Here is a 20,849-nt window from a genome sequence, read left to right on the forward strand (position 1 = left end):
GTGTTGAAGATAAGTTAAGTGCATCAGCCTTACTTCTCCGCCATCATTTTCTCCAGTGCATACATTTCGTCGCGCAGTTTGGCGGCTTGTAAAAAGTCCATGTTTTTGGCGGCGGCCAGCATGTCTTTACGTGTATTGTCGATGGCTTTTTTGAGGTCGTTCTTGGTCATGTACTGCACAATAGGGTCGGCAGCTACGCTGATTTCATCTTGTTCAACATACGGGCGCTGCACACCGCCTTTAAAATCAACCACCGAGGTTTGCTCAATAATGGCTTCTTTTGTTTTACCTACCGTTCTCGGCACAATGCCGTGGTCCTGGTTGTAGGCAATTTGTTTTTCGCGTCGGCGGTTGGTTTCATCAATGGTCACCTGCATGCTTTCGGTAATGGTATCAGCATACATAATTACCCGGCCGCGGTCATTACGGGCGGCACGGCCAATGGTTTGTATCAACGAACGCTCCGAGCGCAGGAAACCTTCCTTGTCCGCATCCAAAATAGCTACCAATGATACCTCCGGCAAATCCAAACCCTCACGCAGTAAGTTGATACCGATAAGTACATCAAACTCGCCCAGGCGCAGTCCGCGCAGAATTTCTACACGGTCTAACGTTTTTACCTCGGAGTGGATGTAGCGGCATTTGATGCCCAGGCGGTCCATGTATTTAGCTAACTCTTCAGACATGCGCTTGGTGAGGGTAGTTACCAGCACGCGGTCGCCCAGCTTAATGGTTTTGTCTACCTCATCCAGCAGATCATCCACCTGGTTAATCACCGGTCGTATCTCAATCACCGGATCCAGCAGGCCGGTAGGGCGTATCACCTGCTCTACAAACACACCGCCGCATTTTTCCATTTCAAAATCGCCGGGGGTAGCGCTTACATAAATGGTTTGCGGTGCCAGGCGCTCAAACTCCTGGAAGTTGAGGGGGCGGTTGTCCATAGCAGCCGGTAAACGGAAGCCGTATTCCACCAAAGATATTTTACGCGAACGGTCACCGCCATACATGGCACGTACCTGGGGTACAGTAACGTGGCTCTCGTCAATCACCATCAGGTAATCATCCGGGAAATAATCAAGTAAACAGAAGGGGCGCATACCCGGCTGGCGGCCATCAAAAAAGCGGGAGTAATTCTCAATACCCGAGCAATAGCCCAGTTCGCGTATCATCTCCAAATCGTAATTCACCCGTTCTTCCAGTCGTTTGGCTTCTAAAAAGCGTTTCTCGTCAATAAACTGCTGCTTGCGGGTTTCCAGTTCTTCTTGAATGGCCCAGATAGATTTGGTAAACCGGTCGCGCGGGGCCACGTACAGGTTGGCCGGGAACAGCACCATGTTCGGCATCTTTTCAATGGTTTTGCCTGATTGCGGGTCGAAGCTGCTTAGCTCCTCAATATCATCGCCATAAAAAGAAATGCGGTAAGCATAATCCAGGTAAGCAGGATAGATATCTACCGTGTCGCCTTTTACCCGGAAAGTACCGCGTTTAAAATCGGCAGTGGTACGTGAATATAAAATCTCCACCAGGCGGTGCAAAAAGGCGTTGCGGGTAATACGTGTGCCTACTGCAAAGCGGAACACCGAGTTGGCAAAATCCTCGGGGTTCCCCATACCATAAATGCAGGAGATGGAAGATACCACAATAATATCCCTCCGGCCCGACATTAAGGCCGAAGTGGTACGCAGACGCAGCTTTTCAATCTCGTCGTTAATCTGTAAATCCTTTTCGATATACGTATTGCTGGAAGGAATGAAGGCCTCCGGTTGGTAATAGTCGTAATAAGAAACAAAGTAGTTTACCGCGTTTTCGGGGAAGAACTGCTTAAACTCGCCGTATAACTGGGCGGCCAGCGTTTTGTTGTGGCTGAGTACCAGGGTAGGGCGCTGGGTTTGCTCAATGATGTTGGCTACAGTAAAAGTTTTACCGGAGCCGGTTACCCCCAACAAAGTCTGATAATTTTCGCCTGCCTTTACACCTTCTACCAACTGGCGGATGGCTTCGGGCTGATCGCCGGATGGCGTATATTGAGAATTGAGTTTAAAATTCATGCTGCCGAATTTACAATGCATGGCAGGCAGGAGAAGCCAGTGGCTGATTTCTCCTGCCTGCCATTGATAATTTGAAAATTATACTTGTGTTTGAAACGTTTAGCTGTAGTAATAGTTTAAAAAGAGCCTATATTTATACAGCGCGCTATATACAAATATACGCTAAAAATTTTAGTACATCAAGTATGATTTTTGTTCTGAATGCCCTTAATACCGTTGCCAACCAGTACCTGGCCGAACTGCGAAATGTAGATACCCAGCAAGACCGCCAGCGCTTTCGCCTCAACCAGGAACGCATAGGCGAAATACTGGCTTACGAGATTAGTAAAACGTTTACCTATGAGCCTGCCGAAGTGCAAACTCCACTCGGTGTAGCCGAAGTAAACCTGCCCACCGAGCAGCCGGTGCTGGGCGTAATTTTACGCGCCGGGCTGCCCCTGCATACCGGTATGCTCAACTTTTTCGACCAGGCTCCCTCTGCCTTTGTAACCGCCTACCGCAAAAGCCACAAGCAAACCGGCACGTTCAGCATTAAGGTAGACCATATCTCCACGCCCGACCTGAGCGGTAAAATCTTCATCTTGTGCGATACCATGCTGGCCACCGGCCAGAGCGTGGTACGGGTATGCAAAGAGTTGCTGGCGCAATATGATATCAAAGCCCTGCACATTGCCGCCGTCATTGCCAGTGCCGAAGGCGTGGAGCATGTAAAAGCTCACCTGCCCATGGCCCATTTATGGATTGGCGCGGTAGATGAGGAGATGACCACGAAGGCTTACATTGTACCGGGGCTGGGTGATGCAGGAGATTTGGCATTTGGGGAGAAGGTGTGAGGATTGTTTTGGGATGTTGGGCTTTGATATGCAAACAATTATGTAACTTAACCTGCTGCTATCAGCTTAATATCAACCAAGCCTATGAATTATCTTCTCAAACTTTTACTGTTATTATTCCCGGGTACAATTTTGGCTGCTGAAACAGTACCTGTTATCATCCAGTTTAACCTGCCGGCCAATGGTAAGGCGGTATTAACTTATGCCGACAGCATGTATGTGGAGAAGGCCGTTGCTTTTTATAACCCGGCCAAACAGGATTCGGCGATATGCAAACGATTGGACTTGACTGAAAATACTTTTCTTCGGTCGGGATATGCTTTCATGAAAAATGGTAAGCTGATGGGAACCAACGACTATTTGCTGCGTTTATCGGCAGATACAGTGACGTTGAAGTTAGATAAGGATTATAAATTAATCACCTGTGATGCGCATGCGCTCATCGTGAACGATATCATTAACCTAACTAATTTGTTCACCAATCCTTCTTTGCATTTACCTGCCGGGCAATCATCCGAAACATGGTATGCTGGTTTGAAGCAAGGCTATGAGGCAAACCTTCAGATTATAGATAAACTACGCTCACAGGGCGCTTATAATAATTTTACTCTTGATGCATTAACCCGATTTGCGCAGGCTGATTATTATAATCAGTTGTTTACTGCGGCTGTGAACCATAAACATTTAGAATGGGGAGTTAGAGCAGCCAAGGAATTTGCAGTCCACACATCAAATTTTCAGCTGCTGCATTCAATAATCACATTAAATGCCTTTATGAGTTACATAAGGTATCAAATTGAACAGGATGGATTAAATGCTGAAACCTTGGGTCTTGATTTTGACTACGCTATCCGTGCCGGGTGGAATAAGGATATCACCCTCGGATTTCTAAACCGGCGCATGGAATTCTACAGTCCAAAATCCGATGCACAGTTTCAAAACTGTTTCAACCGGTTTAAAAATTATGCAGGTATATCGTACAACGTTCAGGTAGATAGTTTAAGGCGCATTTATTTCCCGGTTGTGAAAAATCCGCAGCAAGTTTACCTTATTGATAAAGCCGGGCGCAAGCTAAGTTTAAAGGAAGTGATTTCTCGTTATCCGGGCAAAGTAACTCTTATTGATTTTTGGGCCAGTTGGTGTGCGCCCTGCCGTCAGGAAGCGCCTTTGTTTGAAGTTGCCAAAAAGAGGCAGCAGAATAAGCATATAAATTTTGTGAGCATCAGCCTGGATGAAGACGAAAAGACATCAGCTTGGTTAAATGCATTAAAGCAAGATAAGCTGATGAATGCTTCCAATCATTACAAATTGCTTGCACCAAAGCGGTCAGTATTATTTCAATCATTTACTGTACAAAGCATTCCTAGATATATTATTGTTAATTCATCAGGGAAGATTTTGGATAGTAATTTCAGCCGGCCATCGGATAAAGATTATGAGGTAAAGCTGGCTAATATCCAAGTGAAACTGTAGGTCAATGTATATTGCTTACAGCGGTTTGCCTACCCAGTCGCTTAATTAGGTGTCTTTGATATATTGACGATTTCAATCGCAGGTATAAAATTTAATTCAATTTTACACAGCAATACACATAACTGCCTATAACTTAAAGTTAAAAGTTGCGTAATAGTAAGAACACTAAAACCCATTTCTTTTATGAAAAATGTTATCACTACTCACGGAAAGCGCCCGGTAAACGTGCTTTCAAAAGTTGCTATTGTGTTTTCATTGGTTGCATTAAGCTTTGTGGTCTACAGTTTTACGTATGTAAAGCCAGCATCGCGTTTGCACGTTAAAGTGGTTAAAAGTATAAAACAAAAAAAGGCTATCCTTTACTGGTTCCAAATCCCCACCGATGCAGGAACAATTACAGTTGAGGGTGTGTATCGGGCAACCGGTGGTACCCTAAGTGGCGTATCCTGCTACCCCGACCCAGAACATACTACAGGTGTTTCGGTAAGTGGTACCTTTACTGCACCAGTAGATGGCTATGCTAATCTGAGCGGGTATATAACATATAATTCGTCGTCATACCCCGTTTCAGGCGATTATGAAGTATTGAACTATAATCCGTGTATAACGCCTGCACCATAACTATTTACTATCCATAATTAAAAGGCCCGGTTATACAACCGGGCCTTTCTGCGTTTTTATAAAAAGCTGATGGTATATGCTTACTGTGTACAGCGCAGCCATAACCCATGCAACTTTACCTCTTTTTACACCTGGCAATAATACAGCGCCTCTAAAAACTTAGTTGGTGCTGCTTTTTCATTTTTATCAGTTTTCAGCTCCTTAATTACACCACCTACACGTAATGGTTGTTCAGGCAGCTTTTGCTGGCCGCGGGCGTGGGCAATCAGAAACCGGCCATCCATGCGTTCATCGTGCAGTTCGTATACATCATACTTGTCCAAAATGGGCACCATCATCATCGTCATTACGCTGCCAACCATAATAGGTATAATAATAAATCCCTTAAAATCAGTGGAAGTATCTACCCGCCGGGGGATACCCGTAACTACGGCGCTTGCCGAAACCGGTGCCTGTTCGGCGGCTTCAGCTGGTGATAAAAACAAAGGTAAATGCTGCTCAAATGCACTTTTCAGGTCCGGCGACAGCGAGTAGATCACTTGCTCCTGCCCAACGGTGTTCAGTTCCGTTACCGACATGGCCAGGTATAACGCCATTTGCTGCTTATCAGCAAATACGCCGGCCACCTTGCCCAGTTCGGGTGTGGTAATAATGCCATCATTGGCTTTGGTAAAAAAGTTGAAAAAGTGTCCGCCGTTATCTAAGGCCGCTAAAGCTTCTTTGGTATTTTGAAAAGGGGTAATGGCTTGCATAATGTTGAATAGACTAAGCGAATATGAAAAAGTTACAATCATACCAATGCCTTAGTATAATATCTGATATTGAATTTCAATATGCTGTAAATTATTAATTTAATTAATAGGCTTCGATTGGTTTTAGGTTGCGGGAGCATAAAACTAAAAGTATTGACAAGCGTTTAATGAGCATCATTATTTATAAAACGCCTTCCCTCATGAAAAAAATCTTTACTATTTTGTTTGGATGTACAATTATGGCTTTAGCCAGTTGTAAAAAAGATAAAGGAGAAACTCCGGTTACTAAAATTGATATTGATCAAACAGCCGTAACTATGCATTACGATGAGCAGCACCAGTTTGCATTAAGCTCAAATACTACGACTATGCCAACGTCTGCTTCCTGGAGTTCGAGCGATACCACCGTAGGTACCATCAATTCGAAAGGACTGTTTAGTGCAAAAAAAATCGGGACTACTACCATTACCGCCGCAGGTGCCGGCTATACACTTACTGCAGCAGTTACGGTAGCGCCCTATTACAATTTATTTCAGGAACCTTATGCCGTATTAGGAACAGATTCGGTTACAGTAAGAACTAAAGAAGCCCGCAAATTTGCCGGCAAGCTTAATCTGGGGGTTTCTAGCTATGAAGAAGATGTACTTATCAGTTATTATGGCGAAAATGCCAATGTTAATTTGGTGCAATATGGATTTGTAAATAATAAACTGAATAATACAGCAGTTGAATTGGTAACCAACAATGATAAATCTTATGTTGATAAAGTAATGACTTTCTTTAAAGAAAGATATGCTCCATATCCTAATTCAACCAACACTAAAGTGCTTGCAAATTTTAAAGGAACATATTATCCTAACGAAAGGATTTCGGTTAATGCTTCTTACAGTCCAACCGCAATAACTATCAATTATTAATTAATGGCCAAAAAACATCAGTAGTTTACCTAAAAAACCTGCTCCTTGTTCTTCGAAGTTTCCAACCTCGAAGCCTTATACGGGTAGATTGCATCTGCATTTAAATAAACACTGACACGTTTACGCCACTGCTGCGCCTGCTGCGTGGTGCTGCGTAGTGCTGCGCCTGCTTCAGGGTGCTGCGCCTGCTGCGTAGTGCTGCATATGCTGCACCCGCTGCACGCAGCAACTTGGAGCAAGTAAGCTATTTGCCTGGCAACCCCTTTCTGAAACCTGTTGTTCAATCCCTTTTCGCTCCCTACCTTTGTGGCATGTCTGCCGAAATATTGCACCCCTCATCCGCCACCAAATACCAGCACATCTTCTTCGACCTCGATCACACCCTTTGGGATTTTGACCGCAACGCCGAAGAAACCCTACTGGAATTGTACGACAGCTATCAACTAGAGGATTTGGGGCTAAGTTCAGCTACAGACTTCATCCGTACCTATACCCGCAATAACCATCAGTTATGGGCCGATTACCATTTGGGTAAAATTGATAAGCAAACCCTGCGCGAAACCCGGTTCAAAAAAACATTTACGGACATGGGCCTGGCACCTGAGCTTATCCCGGCAGCATTTGAAGATGATTATGTGCGCATCTGCCCTTACAAAACCAATTTGTTTCCTGATGTGCACGAGGTGCTCGCTTACCTACAGGGTAAGTATACCTTGCATTTGATTTCCAATGGTTTCAAGGAAGCCACTACCGTGAAGGTGAATAATACCGGTTTGGCTAAATATTTTGAGAATATCATCATTTCCGAATTGGTAGGCGTAAATAAACCTGATAAAGCCATTTTCACCCATGCGGTTAATTTAGCTGGTTCCGAAGTGCACCAAAGCCTGATGATAGGCGACAGCCTGGAAGCCGATGTATACGGCGCACTCAACTTCGGGATGGATGCCATCTACTTTAACCCCGCCGGACTGGAAAAGCCTGCCGATGTACCCTTGCAGATAACTGCGTTAAAAGATTTATTTTTATTGCTATGAACATAGCTGCCGAAAAGAAAGCCTTTGATATCCTGCTGGATGAGTACCGCCGCCGGCTGGATGCCATTCCTGATGAGCGCTTTGCTGAAACGCCGCCCATCGGAGGGTGGTCGTATGCCGAAGTGTACAACCATATTTTGCAGGCCGATTTGGGTTCATCCATCGCTATGCAAAAATGTATGCAGGGGAATACCAAGCCGGTTAATAAAAAACCGAACCTGATGGGGCGCCTGGTGCTGCTGTTCGGGCTAATGCCCAGGGTACAGGCTCCGCCAGCCGTAGCGGCCGCCATTCCGGCTCGTAAAATCGATAAGGAAGAAGCCCGTAACCTCATTGTGAAATGCCGTAAGCGCATTGCCGATTTGATGCCCCTGCTGGAAGAATATTCGCCTGCCTGCACTATTCCGCATCCCCGCTTGGGTAACCTCAATGCAGCCCAATGGCTTAAATTTATCCGTATACATACGGCGCATCACCTTAAGCAGTTAAAGCGCATTGATAAAGCTTTCGGCAGTACGCTATAAATTTAATAAAGCATTAATATTCAGTTTATTTAGGTGTGCTATTTTGGTTGGAAATTAAACAACCATGCATATCGAGTCGGTGTATGCAATTGTAGCATTGCTGCTGTTGCTGGGCATATTTTACATGAGTCCGTTTGAGCCGCAGGTAGAAGAGGCCGAAGACGGTGACATTTAGCCCAACCGCACCCGATGCCGGTGAACACCAACAGCATGCCGAAACGCGAAGTTGAAATTGTAGTAATTTCTGATGTACACCTGGGTACTTACGGCTGCCATGCCAAAGAACTGCTGCGCTACCTCAAAAGCATCAAGCCTAAAAAAGTAATCCTGAACGGCGATATCATTGATATCTGGCAGTTCAGCAAATCTTACTGGCCCGAAGCACACATGAAGGTGGTGCGCCGCATTCTCAAATTTGTAACCGAGGGCATCCCTGTCTACTATTTAACCGGCAACCACGATGAAATGCTGCGCAAGTTTGCCGATTTTGATTTGGGTACTTTTCAATTACTCAATAAACTGGTATTGCCCATTGATGGTAAAAAAGCCTGGATATTTCATGGCGACGTATTTGATGTGACCATGCAGCACTCCAAATGGCTGGCCAAATTGGGCGCTATTGGGTACGATAGCCTTATCGTTCTGAACAGTATGGTGAACTGGGGCCTAACCCGAATGGGGAAATCCAAAATGAGTTTTTCACAGCGCATTAAAGGCCGGGTGAAAGAAGCCGTAAAGTTTATTAACCACTTCGAGCAAACAGCAGCCGATTTGGCAGTGGATAAAAAGTATGATTATGTACTCTGCGGCCACATCCACCATGCCGAGATACGTACTATTACGGCTACCAACCAGTCGGGAAGCGTGCTCTATCTCAACTCCGGCGATTGGGTGGAAAGCCTCACCGCCCTCGAATACCAAAACGGTACCTGGACCATATTCAAATATCGCCCCGAAGATTTTATGGCCGAGCCTGAAGATGACGCCGGCAGCGATGAGGATTTGGATCAAAAGCTGGATGTAAAAACACTGCTCGAAAAATTTAAAGAAGAACACCGATAGGCAGCCGGCTACAACAAATAGCTAATCAGGGTAAAAATTTATTGCGCTGCTGTTGGTATTGCTCTTTCAATATGGCCGAAGGCTGATACATCACATAAACGTGCATGCCATGCTCGCGCGCAAGGGGGCGCTGTAACGTGCCTGCATCAGTTATGCCATTTGCTAATGCTGATATTTCCCCTTTTCCTTTCCGGCTGAAATAAATTACATAATCTGCCTTTAATTCCTTCGGCGACCACATAATGAAGCTGTTATCGGGGGAGATGACAGGAAGTTTGTCAGCGCCATAATAGCTGATGGCGCCAGTGACCGGATATTGTTCGGTTAAAATTACAGCATGTTTGCGCTGTTCGGCGGTTAACAATGAGCCAGCTTTGTTAGCTAGCTGTGCCAGTTCGCGCCAGCCCAGCATATCGGCATAAAATTGTGGGATGGGGTGTGCTTTTCCGTCTTCCCATATCAAGGGTTGCGTAATGTGGGTATAGGTACGCATCAATTTAAAATAATACAGCATCCCGTTAAACGGAAGTATCGGAATTACAGCCGGCAGGGCGATAAGCGCAGGTAGCGCAAGCACGGCGAAAAAGCAATAGCGAAAGAATGCTGCACTGCGTTTTAACATTTCCTCCCAACAAACACTTCCGGCCGAAAATAACAATGGGAAGGCACCTAATCCATAATAAATTTTTCCTTGCAATATAAATAACGTTATAGCAGTGAACACAAATGCCCAGGCGATAAAACGATAATTGATATGTTGCTTGCTAAAAAGTAAATACCCCAACCCGGCCAGCCATACTGCCACGGCCGAACCATGCATGAAAAAGAACTGAAACAAGTAATCGCTGATGCCTTTATATCCTTGGTGACTTTTTACAATAGATACATACCGCAGTACAGGAAAATGATGCTGTATTTGCCAAAGGATGTTAGGTGATACAAAAAGTAAACATATCAACACAGGCATCAGCAAGTTACTTAACTGTATTTTTTGGCGGCTCTTAGTAATTAGAATGCCTATACCTATAGCAAAGGCATAAATCAGGATAGTGTACTTATTCAGTATTCCTAAACCTAACAGGATCGCGCAGCTGTAAATAAAATTTTGTTTGCCTGTTTGTATATAGCGCAGCAGGCAAAAGCCCATAGCCGTCCAATAAAACTGCTCAAATGCCACCGGTTGTAAAAAATACGAGGTAGCCAGGTAAGCCGGAGAGTACAGCATAGCGGCCCCTGTTAGTGTAATAGCCAGCTTTTTGCCGCCTAAGTTATAAGTGGCTAAGCCGGTAAGGTACACCGTAGCTGCCGAAAACAGGGTGGGGAAGATGCGGTAAGCAAAAGCAGATTCTTCAAAGCACAACCTTGAAAAAGCGGTAATGAACCCAATAAGAGGCGAGTTGTCCAGATAACCCCATTGCAAGTGCTTGCTGAGTGCGATGTAATAAAGTTCATCAGCGTGCAGGCCGTAGTTGGCATTGGCGGCAAAATGCAGCGCTAATTTAGCTAAGGCAAAACCGGTAATCAGCAGCTGGTAATTTTTAGGCATCCCAGTTTTGATGGTAAATGATGGTTGTGTTTTGTTTAATGATAGATTTATGAAAAGACAATTATTGCAGAAGCTTGTTTATCGGTCCGCTATGATTTTATGTGTCGTTAAAAATATTTCAAAAAAGTTAAAACTATGTCACAGCGCTGTGGTTATCTATATACAAACAACGACAATAATACATATCAAAGATATTTAGTTGCCGGACTCGAAACGGACGGTAACTAATTAAAAGCCCACACCTCAAGGAGGCGGGCTTTTTTTATGCGTTAAGGTTTGGGTATTAACGAACATGCACAGCTGGGCATGCTTTTGCTTTTAGTTGTAGGTTTAGTTACATCCCGAAATTCTTCACTAAATTGCCGCCGAAATCCTTCCGCCTATGAAAATACTATTTGCCATACAAGGCACGGGCAACGGCCACATCAGCCGGGCGCGCGAAATTGTGCCGCTGCTGCAGCAATACGGCGAGCTGGATTTAATGGTGAGCGGCACCGAAGCAGAAGTATCATTACCGCACCCCTTAAAATATCAAAAGCATGGCTTTAGCTTTGTATTTGGCAAGCGTGGCGGGGTAGATAAATGGGCCACCTATAAGCTCATGAACCTGCCGCAGTTATGGAAGGATATACACAGCCTGCCCCTGCACGATTATGATTTAATTATTAATGATTTTGAACCGGTAAGTGCCTGGGCCTGTAAGGTGCAAAAGCTGCCTTCTGTGTCATTAAGCCATCAATGTTCATTCGTATCACCAAACACGCCCCGGCCCCGTAACTGGAATTACGCCGAATGGCTTTTTAAATATTATTCGCCCACTACCTACCATGTAGGTTTTCATTTCGAGCGGTATGATAATTTTATTCATACCCCGGTGATCCGCAGCGATATCCGCCGCCTGCATCCTCAAAATTTAGGGCATTACACCGTATACCTGCCCGCTTATGATGATAAAACTTTAGTAAGGCACCTGAGCCAGGTAAAAGATGTGCAATGGCAGGTGTTTTCAAAACGTCAAAAAACTGCTTATCAAACCGAAAACGTACAGGTATTGCCCATCAGCAATGAGGGCTTTAATACCAGTATGGCCAATTGTGCGGGTTTGCTTACAGGCGGTGGCTTCGAAGGCCCGGCCGAGGCACTCTACCTGCAAAAAAAGGTGATGATGATACCCATGAAAGGGCAGTACGAGCAGCAATGCAATGCCCTGGCAGCTTCTAAGCTGGGTGTAACCGTGGTAGAGGAAATTACACCTTACTTTGCCGGCCACCTTAAACGCTGGATTGCCGATGATACCCGCATAGAAGTAAATTTTCCGGATGAAACTGCTGCCATTGTAGAAAATTTGGTGAGGCAATATGCCAGGCCGCAAGCTGTTTGGGGGTAATGCGTTTTTTAAGCATATTTGCGGCTGTTAATTTTCTATGATCGGTATTTTTCGTGCCTACAACCCTTTAACGCTGATATGGATGGCGCTGCTGCTGTTTGTGTTGCGTGTGGGTTATGCTTTTCAACTGCCCGATCAAACCCACTTTGTACTGCTCGAGCCTTATGTGCAAAGTGTATTTCCTTTAAACTATCATAACTTTTTATCGCCGGGTGCTAATGTGCTGGTGGCAGCTCTCGTCGTATTTATTCAAGCCGTACTGCTTAATTACCTGGTTAATTCCAATAACCTGTTGGGTAAGCCTTCATTTTTGCCGGGCCTGATGTACATCACCGTAACCGGTTTGTTTACTGATTTTCTGGTGCTGAGTCCGGCGCTCATCTGTAATTTCTTCCTAATCTGGATGATGTTTAAGGTTATCAACCTGTACAAGGCCGAAGATGCTAAGGCTCTGAGTTATGACTTGGGCTTGTTGGTAGCTGCCGGAACGCTGATCTACTTTCCTTACATTTATCTCATCATTTCCGTATGGATTGCCATTGCCATCTTTCGCCCGTTCGACTGGCGCGACTATATGGCTTCGCTCATCGGTTTTGCTACCGTATTTTTCTTTTTGGCCGTATTTTATTATCTCAATAATCAACTCAATAGCTTTTATAAAATTTGGTTGCCGTTGGGTACCAAATTCCCGAGCACGGTTAAAATTGATTATTATGATTACCTGGTATTGGTGCCGGTGCTTATTATTTTATTTTTAGGCACGTTTAAACTACAGGAAAACTTCTTTCGTAGTTATGTACTTATCCGTAAAGTATTCCAGTTGCTGTTCTTTATCTTTTTGATAGCAGGTGCATCGTTTTATGTAAAATCCCGGTTTGCGCTCAGCCATTTTGTGCTGTGTGCCGTACCGGTAGCTATATTTTTTTCTTATTATTTTTTGTACGCCGGCAAAAAGTGGGTGTACGAGTCGCTGTATATCATATTGATAGCGGCTATAATTTATTTTCAGTTTAACACTTTTTAACTTTTGCATTCGTTGAGGTTGAATGTGTTATGTTAGTTTTGTAGCATGAAATTTGGTGTAGTAATTTTCCCCGGTTCCAATTGTGATGAGGACATTATATATGTACTCGAAACCATACTTAACCAGCAGGTGGTGCGCCTGTGGCACAAAGACCATGATTTGCAGGGCGTTGATGCCGTAATATTGCCCGGAGGTTTCTCCTTTGGCGATTACTTGCGCTCAGGCGCTATTGCGCGTTTCTCGCCTATTATGCAGGAGGTGGTGCAGTTTGCAGCCAAAGGCGGTTATGTGTTCGGCATTTGCAACGGTTTTCAGATTCTGGCCGAAGCTGGCCTGGTACCCGGAGCGTTACTGCATAATAAGCACCGCAAGTTCATTTGCAAAAATGTGTTCCTGAGAGCACAAACCAACAATTCATTACTCACCTCGCAGCTGGATTTAGAGCAGGCTTTGAAAATACCGGTGGCCCATGGCGAAGGTAACTACTTTGCTGATGAAGATACCCTGAAGGCGCTGAATGACAATGACCAGATTTTGTTCCGTTACTGTGACGAGGCCGGTAATATCACTACCGAAGCCAACCATAACGGCTCCATTGAAAACATTGCCGGGGTATGTAACATCAAACGCAATGTTTTCGGTATGATGCCTCACCCTGAACGTGCTGCCGATACCTTATTGGGTAACCAGGATGGCTTGGGTATTTTTGAGTCGATATTATCTATAGTACAGGCCTGAGCACGATGACCAACCTGGTGGTTGATGTAGGAAATACACATACCAAGCTGGCAGCATTCAGGCAGAATGAACTATTGCATACTGCCCGCTTTGAAAGCCTGACCACTGCCGAGATTAACCATTGGATTAACAGGTATGGTGCCGGGCGGGTTATTGTATCTTCGGTAAAAACCAATATTGATAACTGGCAGCAGGATTTACAGCCGCAAATACCGGTAATTGTATTTAACCGGCAAATGCAGGCGGGCATCCATAATCATTATGGTACGCCTGAAACACTCGGGCTCGACCGCCTGGCAGCAGTAATAGGTGCCAGTAAGTTATACCCCGGGCAAAACGCATTGGTGATTGACGGCGGCACCTGCATTACGTATGATTGGGTAGATGCTGAAGCCAATTACTATGGTGGCAGTATATCACCGGGTTTAAATATGCGCTATAAGGCATTGCAGCATTATACAGCGGCCTTGCCGCTGCTAACTGCCGATGGTAACGAATCCGCAGAATTCGGAACCGATACCGTGAGCGCCATACGAACTGGCGTGCAAAATGGAATTAAATATGAGCTGGAGGGATTCATCCGCACCTTCAGCGAGAAAAAGCCTGGCGGGCTAACCGTGATACTGAGTGGAGGAGATAGCCTTTTTTTTGATACTCTGCTGAAAAATAGCATCTTTGCGCCCTCAATTGTACATGATCCCTACTTGGTTTTAAAAGGATTAAACGCAGCGATACAAGAGCATAATGATTAATTATACCAGACTTTTACTTGTTTTATTATTGATTGGCGGCGCCCTGAGTGCTTCTGCACAATCAACCGCTACCAACAGCTCTCCGTACTCGCGCTATGGGCTGGGGCTGCTGAATGATCCTACCACGGCACAAACCCGTGGCATGGGTGGCCTTGGCGTAGCTACCAACCAAATTGGCGGTTATAGTACCATCAATATGGTAAACCCTGCCGCTTATACCATGTTTGGGCGTTACACTGTAATTGATGTAGGTGTAGCCAGCAACACACAGCTTTTGAGCCAAACGGGCGTAGCTAAAAATCAGGCCAATTCTAACTTCAGGTTAAGCCACTTCGCTTTTGGTGTGCCCATCAGCAAGCGCTCTGGTTTAAGTTTTGGTTTATTGCCTTACAGCGAAGTAGGGTATAACAATACAACCACTAAAATTCATCGTTCATCTGGCATAGCCGGCCAAACCGATACTACTGTGAACACCGTTTACTCTGGTGACGGCGGTTTGTCAAAAGCTTACATTGGTTATGGTTTCGGCATCGGCCCTCACTTAAGGTTAGGTGGTAACATCTCTTATATTTTCGGTAACCTGCATAATTACGGCAATATCGAGTTTCCTGATTTAAGCAGCGCTTACAATAGCCGTGTAGAACAAAGCCAGGCCATTGGCGGCATTAATTACGATTTTGGTGCCCAGTATTCTGTTGATTTTGGCGAAGCCAAGCACTTAATATTCGGTTACTCTGGTTCGGCCAGCACCAAACTCAATTCACGCCAGGATTACATTACCAGCCAATACCTGCGCGATGCCAGCGGTAACGAAAATATAGCCATTGATACGCTGGTAAACTCACAAGGCGTAAGTACTAAAATCAAGCTGCCTCTAATTCAGCACTTTGGTATCACTTTCCAAAACGACCGCAGGTTTTTGGTAGGTGCTGAGTATATCACCAGCAAATGGTCTAACTACAGCATTGGTGGTGTAAACCAAGGCTTGCAAAACAGCGAAGGCTATCGTATAGGTGGTCAAATTACCCCCAATATTGATGCCTTGCGCAATTACTTTGCCCGTATGGATTACCGCCTGGGTTTCAAGTATGATAAAACCAACCTGAACATTAACAGTACCGATATTAAAGCTTATGCAGCTACGTTTGGCTTGGGTTTCCCGCTGCCGCGTAACAGTAACGCTTTTTATAAAATCAACTTCTCGGCCGAATTTGGTAAACGCGGTACGCTACAGAATAACCTGGTTGAAGAGAAATTTATCAACCTGCATTTAAGCTTTACTTTAAACGATTTGTGGTTCATCAAATACAGGTTTGATTAATAGCTGATGCAAAGCTCGTCTTTATATAGAATTTGGGGAATAGCACTGCTTACAGCAGTGCTATTTTCGGCTTGTGAAAATGATATGAAGAACCTGCAGAAAATCTCTAACCAGGAAGGAAACAAATCTTATAACCAACATATTGGTGTCGATGTCATCTTTAGTGATTCGGCTCACGTAAAAATGCACCTGACTACGCCGCTAATGCTGGAATATGCCAATGCAAAATCACCCTACCGGGTAATGCCTAAAGGTGTTAAAGGCGTGTTTTACGATGATAATTTGAAACCTTCGAGCACCATCGTAGCCGACTCGGCCATCAACCGCGAAAAGGAACAACGCATAGAGCTTTACAAAAATGTAGTGGCTACCAATATCGGCGGCGATGTATTTAAATCTGATGAGCTGATTTACAATCAGCAAACGCATAGGGTATATTCGGGCAAACCGGTAGTGATTACTACAGCTGGCGGCAACGTAATTCATGGGGATGGCCTGGAGACTAACGAAAGGTTTTCGCCGTGGACCGTAACCAACACCAAAGCGAAAATTTTGGTTGACCAAAACCTTTCGCAGCAATAGCTGTTTTGGCGCGTAAAATTTTGTTTTATAGAATTTTATTAAAAATTGTATCTTGCGCCCTCTTTAAACAAAAAGGAACTATTTACAGCACTTTATAGCACATTATGGGATTGATGAGTTTTTTGCGTGAGCGGATGGGAAAGATCTTGGTGATCGTCATCGGCCTTGCGCTTTTTGCTTTTATTGCAGGAGAGGTAATTACTTATGGCAAATCATTTTGGAATGGTGATGCCAGCACTGTGGGCGTTATCGGCGGCGAAAAAATCGGTTACGATGAGTACAATCAGAAAGTAACTGATGCTACCCGTAATTTTGCACAACAGTATGGGCAAGCAGTACCTCCACAACTGGCCGGCCGCATTCAGGAAGAAACTTGGAACCAGTTAATCAGCCAAAGCATTTTAAAACGCGAAATGGAGAGACTGGGCTTAACTGTAAGCACCAACGAAATTCAATCTATGATTAGCGGCCCTAACCCCGAGCCACAGATTGTGCAGTACTTCGGCGACCCTAAAACTGGCCAGGTAGATAAAAACCGCCTGAACCAGATTTTAAGCCAGGTGCAAAACGCAAAGCCAACTGATGAAATCAGCGTACAGTGGAATAGCTTGCTTACGCCGATGATTGAAAACCGTAAAGCCAACAAATATGTAGCTTTAGTGCAAAACGGCTTATACGTAAACGATCTGGAAGCCAAGGATGATTATATGGCTAAAAACAAGCTGGCCAATTTCAAATACATCACTCTGGATTACGCTTCTATTCCTGACAATAAAGTTGAGCCTGCTAACAGCGACTACCAGGAGTATTACGACGCACACAAAGGCATGTTTAAAAACAGCCAGGAACTGCGTAGCTTTGATTATGTGGTATTCAATGGCGCAGCTTCAAAAGCAGATACTGCTGCCCTGAAAGCACAGATGGATCAGTTGGCTTCACGTTTCAAAACTGATAATAACGATTCGCTTTTTGTGCAAATCAATGCAGATACTAAAACTCCCGCTACTTACCAGAAGAAAGGTGCTTTAGGCCCTCAGCTGGATTCAGTAATGTTTACTGCGCCTAAAGGCTTTGTATATGGCCCTTATGTAAGTAACGGTGCTTATAAAATTGCAAAACTGATTGATAGCCGTACAGAGCCGGATTCAGTAAAAGCCCGTCATATCCTGATTAACCCTGCTACTGCCGGTGGTGTTGACAAAGCCCGTGCGAAAGCAGATTCACTGGAGACCCTGATTAAAGGTGGTAAATCATTTGCTGATTTAGCTAAAACCTATTCTGAGGATAAAGGCTCTGCCGAAAAAGGTGGTGAACTGGGTACTTTTGCCCGTGGCGCAATGGTGCCTGTTTTTGAAGATGCAGCCTTCGGCGGCGCTAAAGGCGAATTTAAAATTGTAACTTCTCAGTTTGGTGTACATCTTATTCAAATTGAAGATCAAAAAGGCGCTTCAAAAGTAGCTAAGGTGGCTATAGTAGATAAGCCAATAGCGGCCAGCAGCACTACCCAGTCTGCGGCATACAACAAGGCGCAATCTTTCATTAGCCAGGTGAACGGTAATAACTTTGCCGAAGTAGCCAAAAAGAATGGTTATGCCGTTAAAAAAGCTACCGATGTATCTGGTTTAGCCGATGCATTGCCAGGCTTGGATAACGCACGTAAAGTAGTAAGATGGGCATTCAAAGATGCTAGTAAAGGCGATGTATCTGACCAGGTATATGATGCCGGCGACCAGTATGTGGTAGCTGTGCTTACCCAGGTTAAGCCACAAGGCCAGCTGGATTTAGATGAGGTAAAAGAGCAAATTAAACCGGAAGTTATTAAACTGGTTAAAGCCAAGCAGCTTTCAGAAAAACTGCAATCTGCACTTAATGGCGCTTCGAGCATTGAGCAGGCTGCGCAAAAAGCAGGTGTAAAAGTTAACCCGGTACAAAACGTGGTATTTGCCAACCCGGTAATTCCGGGTCTGGCTTTAGAATATAAAGTAATCGGTACCATATTCGGTTCGGCGGTAAACAAATTATCTAAACCGGTAGCCGGCGATCATGGTGTATACGCTTATGTGGTTGAGAGCTTTGTAAACCCGGCACCATTAACCAATACGGTTCGTGAGCGTGAGCAATTGCAGGCCGCAGTAGCCCAAAGAGTAAACAGCCAGGTATTTGAGGCCCTGAAAGATAAGGCCAATGTAAAAGATTACCGCGTTAAATTCTTATAACCAATTTTAAAGTAATTTTGCATCCGGAAACAGCGTTATAGTTGTTTCCGGATTTTTTATTTTAATACCTTATGGATATTCAGGAAAACATTATCAATAAAGTAGCCCAAAGCGGTTTGCTCACGCTGGACCCGGCCTCGTTTTACCCGGCCGGCGAGCGGGTGATTTACGATATAAAAGACAATCTGTTTCATGGCCTGATTTTGCGCGAAAAGGATTTCCGCGAGTTTGTAAAGGGGCATGACTGGTCGCAGTACCAGGGTAAAAATGTAGGTATTACCTGTACGGCAGATGCTATTGTACCTGCATGGGCTTACATGCTGCTGGCTAACCGCATGGCGCCTTACGCGAGCGAGGTGGTATTTGGCGATGCTGAAGTACTGGAAACCGTATTATTTGAAAAAGAAATGGCAAAAGCTGATTTTGAACAATACCGCGACCAGCGCATAGTGCTCAAAGGCTGCGGCGATACACCGGTGCCGGTATCAGCTTACGTAGAGTTAACCAAGCGTTTAACACCGGTTGCCAAAAGTTTAATGTTTGGCGAGCCATGCTCTACCGTGCCTATTTATAAACGTAAAGATTAAGAATGAATAGAGTTCAATATAGAATTTTATTGTTTTTTGCTTTAACTGCATTAAGTGTTCAGTTATCATTGGCCCAAGAGCTGGTTAAAAGAGCTCAACCCGTATTTCAGGCGGGCGAGCAATTAAACTACCGGATGAAATACGGCTTGTTCACTGCCGCCGAAACGCATTTGCGGGTAGAAGATTCGCCAGTTAATTTCGACGGACATCCGGCTTACCATATTATTGCCGATGGACAAACTGCCGGCACATTTGATGTGTTTTATAAAGTGCGTAACCGGTATGAAACCTGGATTGATAAAAATACCCTGCTGCCTTACCAATACACTGAAAACAGGCATGAAGGTAGCTGGAAGCACACCGACAAGGTTACGTTTGACCGTTCTGCCAATAAAGTAACCAACAAGAATGGTACTTATCCGCTTGGGGCTGAGGTATTCGATTTTCCGTCGGCGTATTATTTTGCCCGTACATTGGATATATCAAAAATGCGCATCGGCGAAAAGTTCGATTTGCGCTATTTTTTGGATGGTGAAACCCATACGCTTACGATCACTTATTTGGGTAAGGAGAAGGTAAGCTGTCCACTGGGTACGTTCAATTGCTTGAAATTTAATCCCACTATTATTCCGGGCCGCATTTTTAAAGAGAAGAGCAAGCTTTATCTTTGGATTACCGATGACGAGAACCGTATTCCGGTGAAGGCGCACGTAGAAGTAGTAGTAGGTAGCCTTACTATGGAGCTTACCAATGCCAAAGGCTTAAAATATCCGTTAAACCCCCTAAATAAATAATTATAAACTGCAATGATGATTGAGGTTGGAAGCGTGCTGGTGCATGAAGATGTAGTAAGCGAAAACTTTGTATGTAATTTGAACCGCTGCAAAGGCGCCTGCTGCCTTGAGGGCGATGCCGGAGCTCCGCTGAACCATAATGAACTGGGCATACTTTCAGAAATTTATCCTAAAGTAAAACCCTACATGACGGCTAAGGGCATTGCCATCATTGAGCGCGAAGGCACCCATGTAACCGACTTTGACGGCGATTATACCACTCCGTGTGTAGATACCAACAAAGAATGTGCTTATGTAACCTGGGAAAACGGTATTACCAAATGTGCCATTGAAAAAGCTTGGGAAAATGGGGATGTCAACTGGCGCAAACCCATCTCATGCCATTTATACCCCATACGTATTACCAATTACCCCGAGTTTGAGGTATTAAATTACGACCGCTGGCATATTTGCAGCCCGGCCTGTGCTTTTGGGGATGAACTGAAGGTACGTGTGCACGAATTTTTGAAAGAGCCCCTGATACGCAAATACGGCGAAGCCTGGTACAAGGAATTGGAAGAGGCGGTAGCTGCAATTTAATTCTTTTTCCTATTTTAGTGTCGTTCAACAAAAAAGTCACACTAAAATTCTAT

The 20,849-nt window shown here is 44.6% G+C and carries 21 protein-coding genes; 17 read left to right on the forward strand and 4 right to left on the reverse strand.

Going from position 1 to position 20,849, the window contains the following annotated elements; all coding sequences use genetic code 11:
• Window positions 1–29 precede the first annotated feature (29 nt).
• Window positions 30–2,051, reverse strand: a complete 2,022-nt coding sequence (gene uvrB, locus ACYVNW_RS16675; protein WP_460681052.1) for an excinuclease ABC subunit UvrB — start codon at window positions 2,049–2,051, stop codon at window positions 30–32.
• Window positions 2,052–2,236: 185 nt separating this feature from the next.
• On the opposite strand from uvrB, the gene upp reads away from it, so the two are divergent.
• The 3 genes from upp (at window position 2,237) to ACYVNW_RS16690 (ending at window position 4,978) form a co-directional block, all read left to right on the forward strand.
• Complete coding sequence (upp, locus tag ACYVNW_RS16680) at window positions 2,237–2,884, forward strand: uracil phosphoribosyltransferase (protein ID WP_460681053.1); 648 nt, start codon at window positions 2,237–2,239, stop codon at window positions 2,882–2,884.
• 84 nt (window positions 2,885–2,968) lie between these two features.
• The gene (locus ACYVNW_RS16685) at window positions 2,969–4,357 is read left to right on the forward strand and encodes a TlpA family protein disulfide reductase (protein WP_460681054.1); all 1,389 of its coding nucleotides are present in this window, start codon (window positions 2,969–2,971) and stop codon (window positions 4,355–4,357) included.
• 183 nt (window positions 4,358–4,540) lie between these two features.
• Window positions 4,541–4,978 (forward strand): hypothetical protein, encoded by a 438-nt coding sequence (locus ACYVNW_RS16690; RefSeq protein WP_460681055.1) that lies wholly within the window; start codon window positions 4,541–4,543, stop codon window positions 4,976–4,978.
• 125 nt (window positions 4,979–5,103) lie between these two features.
• On the opposite strand, the gene ACYVNW_RS16695 is transcribed toward ACYVNW_RS16690, so the two are convergent.
• Complete coding sequence (locus ACYVNW_RS16695; RefSeq protein WP_460681056.1) at window positions 5,104–5,730, reverse strand: hypothetical protein; 627 nt, start codon at window positions 5,728–5,730, stop codon at window positions 5,104–5,106.
• 200 nt (window positions 5,731–5,930) lie between these two features.
• Between ACYVNW_RS16695 and ACYVNW_RS16700 the strand changes: the two genes are divergently transcribed.
• Window positions 5,931–6,647 carry an Ig-like domain-containing protein gene (locus ACYVNW_RS16700; RefSeq protein ID WP_460681057.1) on the forward strand — a complete coding sequence of 239 codons (717 nt, stop codon included), beginning with the start codon at window positions 5,931–5,933 and terminating at the stop codon, window positions 6,645–6,647.
• Between the two features lie 29 nt (window positions 6,648–6,676).
• Here ACYVNW_RS16700 and ACYVNW_RS16705 read toward each other — a convergent pair whose 3' ends face one another.
• Entirely contained in the window at window positions 6,677–6,886 is a 210-nt protein-coding gene (locus tag ACYVNW_RS16705; protein WP_460681058.1) for a hypothetical protein, read from the reverse strand.
• Between the two features lie 72 nt (window positions 6,887–6,958).
• Between ACYVNW_RS16705 and ACYVNW_RS16710 the strand changes: the two genes are divergently transcribed.
• The 3 genes from ACYVNW_RS16710 (at window position 6,959) to ACYVNW_RS16720 (ending at window position 9,270) form a co-directional block, all read left to right on the forward strand.
• The gene (locus tag ACYVNW_RS16710; RefSeq protein ID WP_460681059.1) at window positions 6,959–7,684 is read left to right on the forward strand and encodes a YjjG family noncanonical pyrimidine nucleotidase; all 726 of its coding nucleotides are present in this window, start codon (window positions 6,959–6,961) and stop codon (window positions 7,682–7,684) included.
• The gene (locus tag ACYVNW_RS16715) at window positions 7,681–8,208 is read left to right on the forward strand and encodes a DinB family protein (protein ID WP_460681060.1); all 528 of its coding nucleotides are present in this window, start codon (window positions 7,681–7,683) and stop codon (window positions 8,206–8,208) included. Before ACYVNW_RS16710 ends, ACYVNW_RS16715 begins: the two co-directional genes overlap by 4 nt.
• 210 nt (window positions 8,209–8,418) lie before the next feature.
• Window positions 8,419–9,270: a UDP-2,3-diacylglucosamine diphosphatase gene (locus tag ACYVNW_RS16720; RefSeq protein WP_460681061.1), complete on the forward strand. Its 852-nt coding sequence runs from the start codon at window positions 8,419–8,421 to the stop codon at window positions 9,268–9,270.
• Between the two features lie 25 nt (window positions 9,271–9,295).
• Here ACYVNW_RS16720 and ACYVNW_RS16725 read toward each other — a convergent pair whose 3' ends face one another.
• Complete coding sequence (locus ACYVNW_RS16725) at window positions 9,296–10,816, reverse strand: ArnT family glycosyltransferase (RefSeq protein WP_460681062.1); 1,521 nt, start codon at window positions 10,814–10,816, stop codon at window positions 9,296–9,298.
• A 382-nt stretch (window positions 10,817–11,198) separates the two neighbouring features.
• Here ACYVNW_RS16725 and ACYVNW_RS16730 point away from each other — a divergent pair, with 382 nt between their 5' ends.
• From ACYVNW_RS16730 to ACYVNW_RS16775, 10 genes are all read left to right on the forward strand, one after another.
• Complete coding sequence (locus tag ACYVNW_RS16730; protein ID WP_460681063.1) at window positions 11,199–12,203, forward strand: glycosyltransferase family protein; 1,005 nt, start codon at window positions 11,199–11,201, stop codon at window positions 12,201–12,203.
• A 37-nt stretch (window positions 12,204–12,240) separates the two neighbouring features.
• Window positions 12,241–13,227 (forward strand): DUF6427 family protein, encoded by a 987-nt coding sequence (locus ACYVNW_RS16735; RefSeq protein WP_460681064.1) that lies wholly within the window; start codon window positions 12,241–12,243, stop codon window positions 13,225–13,227.
• 45 nt (window positions 13,228–13,272) lie between these two features.
• Window positions 13,273–13,965 carry a phosphoribosylformylglycinamidine synthase subunit PurQ gene (gene purQ, locus ACYVNW_RS16740; protein ID WP_460681065.1) on the forward strand — a complete coding sequence of 231 codons (693 nt, stop codon included), beginning with the start codon at window positions 13,273–13,275 and terminating at the stop codon, window positions 13,963–13,965.
• 5 nt (window positions 13,966–13,970) lie between these two features.
• Complete coding sequence (locus tag ACYVNW_RS16745; RefSeq protein ID WP_460681066.1) at window positions 13,971–14,717, forward strand: type III pantothenate kinase; 747 nt, start codon at window positions 13,971–13,973, stop codon at window positions 14,715–14,717.
• A complete protein-coding gene (locus ACYVNW_RS16750) occupies window positions 14,710–16,038 on the forward strand; it encodes a hypothetical protein (protein ID WP_460681067.1) in 1,329 nt (442 codons plus the stop codon). Before ACYVNW_RS16745 ends, ACYVNW_RS16750 begins: the two co-directional genes overlap by 8 nt.
• A gap of 6 nt (window positions 16,039–16,044) precedes the next feature.
• Complete coding sequence (gene lptC, locus ACYVNW_RS16755; RefSeq protein WP_460681068.1) at window positions 16,045–16,620, forward strand: LPS export ABC transporter periplasmic protein LptC; 576 nt, start codon at window positions 16,045–16,047, stop codon at window positions 16,618–16,620.
• Window positions 16,621–16,733: 113 nt separating this feature from the next.
• Entirely contained in the window at window positions 16,734–18,836 is a 2,103-nt protein-coding gene (locus ACYVNW_RS16760; RefSeq protein WP_460681069.1) for a peptidylprolyl isomerase, read from the forward strand.
• Between the two features lie 71 nt (window positions 18,837–18,907).
• Window positions 18,908–19,423, forward strand: coding sequence for a DUF2480 family protein (locus ACYVNW_RS16765; protein WP_460681070.1), 516 nt, complete (start codon window positions 18,908–18,910; stop codon window positions 19,421–19,423).
• 2 nt (window positions 19,424–19,425) lie between these two features.
• The gene (locus ACYVNW_RS16770) at window positions 19,426–20,217 is read left to right on the forward strand and encodes a DUF3108 domain-containing protein (RefSeq protein ID WP_460681071.1); all 792 of its coding nucleotides are present in this window, start codon (window positions 19,426–19,428) and stop codon (window positions 20,215–20,217) included.
• A gap of 15 nt (window positions 20,218–20,232) precedes the next feature.
• Window positions 20,233–20,796, forward strand: coding sequence for a DUF3109 family protein (locus ACYVNW_RS16775; protein ID WP_460681374.1), 564 nt, complete (start codon window positions 20,233–20,235; stop codon window positions 20,794–20,796).
• The last annotated feature ends 53 nt before the right edge of the window (window positions 20,797–20,849 follow it).

Source organism: Mucilaginibacter koreensis (assembly GCF_054783355.1).

Bases quoted from the DNA above. Each gene is read 5' to 3' on its own strand.
- uvrB (WP_460681052.1), bottom strand. From the start codon at position 2,051: ATGAATTTTAAACTCAATTCTCAATATACGCCATCCGGCGATCAGCCC.
- upp (WP_460681053.1), top strand. From the start codon at position 2,237: ATGATTTTTGTTCTGAATGCCCTTAATACCGTTGCCAACCAGTACCTG.
- ACYVNW_RS16685 (WP_460681054.1), top strand. From the start codon at position 2,969: ATGAATTATCTTCTCAAACTTTTACTGTTATTATTCCCGGGTACAATT.
- ACYVNW_RS16690 (WP_460681055.1), top strand. From the start codon at position 4,541: ATGAAAAATGTTATCACTACTCACGGAAAGCGCCCGGTAAACGTGCTT.
- ACYVNW_RS16695 (WP_460681056.1), bottom strand. From the start codon at position 5,730: ATGCAAGCCATTACCCCTTTTCAAAATACCAAAGAAGCTTTAGCGGCC.
- ACYVNW_RS16700 (WP_460681057.1), top strand. From the start codon at position 5,931: ATGAAAAAAATCTTTACTATTTTGTTTGGATGTACAATTATGGCTTTA.
- ACYVNW_RS16710 (WP_460681059.1), top strand. From the start codon at position 6,959: ATGTCTGCCGAAATATTGCACCCCTCATCCGCCACCAAATACCAGCAC.
- ACYVNW_RS16715 (WP_460681060.1), top strand. From the start codon at position 7,681: ATGAACATAGCTGCCGAAAAGAAAGCCTTTGATATCCTGCTGGATGAG.
- ACYVNW_RS16720 (WP_460681061.1), top strand. From the start codon at position 8,419: ATGCCGAAACGCGAAGTTGAAATTGTAGTAATTTCTGATGTACACCTG.
- ACYVNW_RS16725 (WP_460681062.1), bottom strand. From the start codon at position 10,816: ATGCCTAAAAATTACCAGCTGCTGATTACCGGTTTTGCCTTAGCTAAA.
- ACYVNW_RS16730 (WP_460681063.1), top strand. From the start codon at position 11,199: ATGAAAATACTATTTGCCATACAAGGCACGGGCAACGGCCACATCAGC.
- ACYVNW_RS16735 (WP_460681064.1), top strand. From the start codon at position 12,241: ATGATCGGTATTTTTCGTGCCTACAACCCTTTAACGCTGATATGGATG.
- purQ (WP_460681065.1), top strand. From the start codon at position 13,273: ATGAAATTTGGTGTAGTAATTTTCCCCGGTTCCAATTGTGATGAGGAC.
- ACYVNW_RS16745 (WP_460681066.1), top strand. From the start codon at position 13,971: ATGACCAACCTGGTGGTTGATGTAGGAAATACACATACCAAGCTGGCA.
- ACYVNW_RS16750 (WP_460681067.1), top strand. From the start codon at position 14,710: ATGATTAATTATACCAGACTTTTACTTGTTTTATTATTGATTGGCGGC.
- lptC (WP_460681068.1), top strand. From the start codon at position 16,045: ATGCAAAGCTCGTCTTTATATAGAATTTGGGGAATAGCACTGCTTACA.
- ACYVNW_RS16760 (WP_460681069.1), top strand. From the start codon at position 16,734: ATGAGTTTTTTGCGTGAGCGGATGGGAAAGATCTTGGTGATCGTCATC.
- ACYVNW_RS16765 (WP_460681070.1), top strand. From the start codon at position 18,908: ATGGATATTCAGGAAAACATTATCAATAAAGTAGCCCAAAGCGGTTTG.
- ACYVNW_RS16770 (WP_460681071.1), top strand. From the start codon at position 19,426: ATGAATAGAGTTCAATATAGAATTTTATTGTTTTTTGCTTTAACTGCA.
- ACYVNW_RS16775 (WP_460681374.1), top strand. From the start codon at position 20,233: ATGATTGAGGTTGGAAGCGTGCTGGTGCATGAAGATGTAGTAAGCGAA.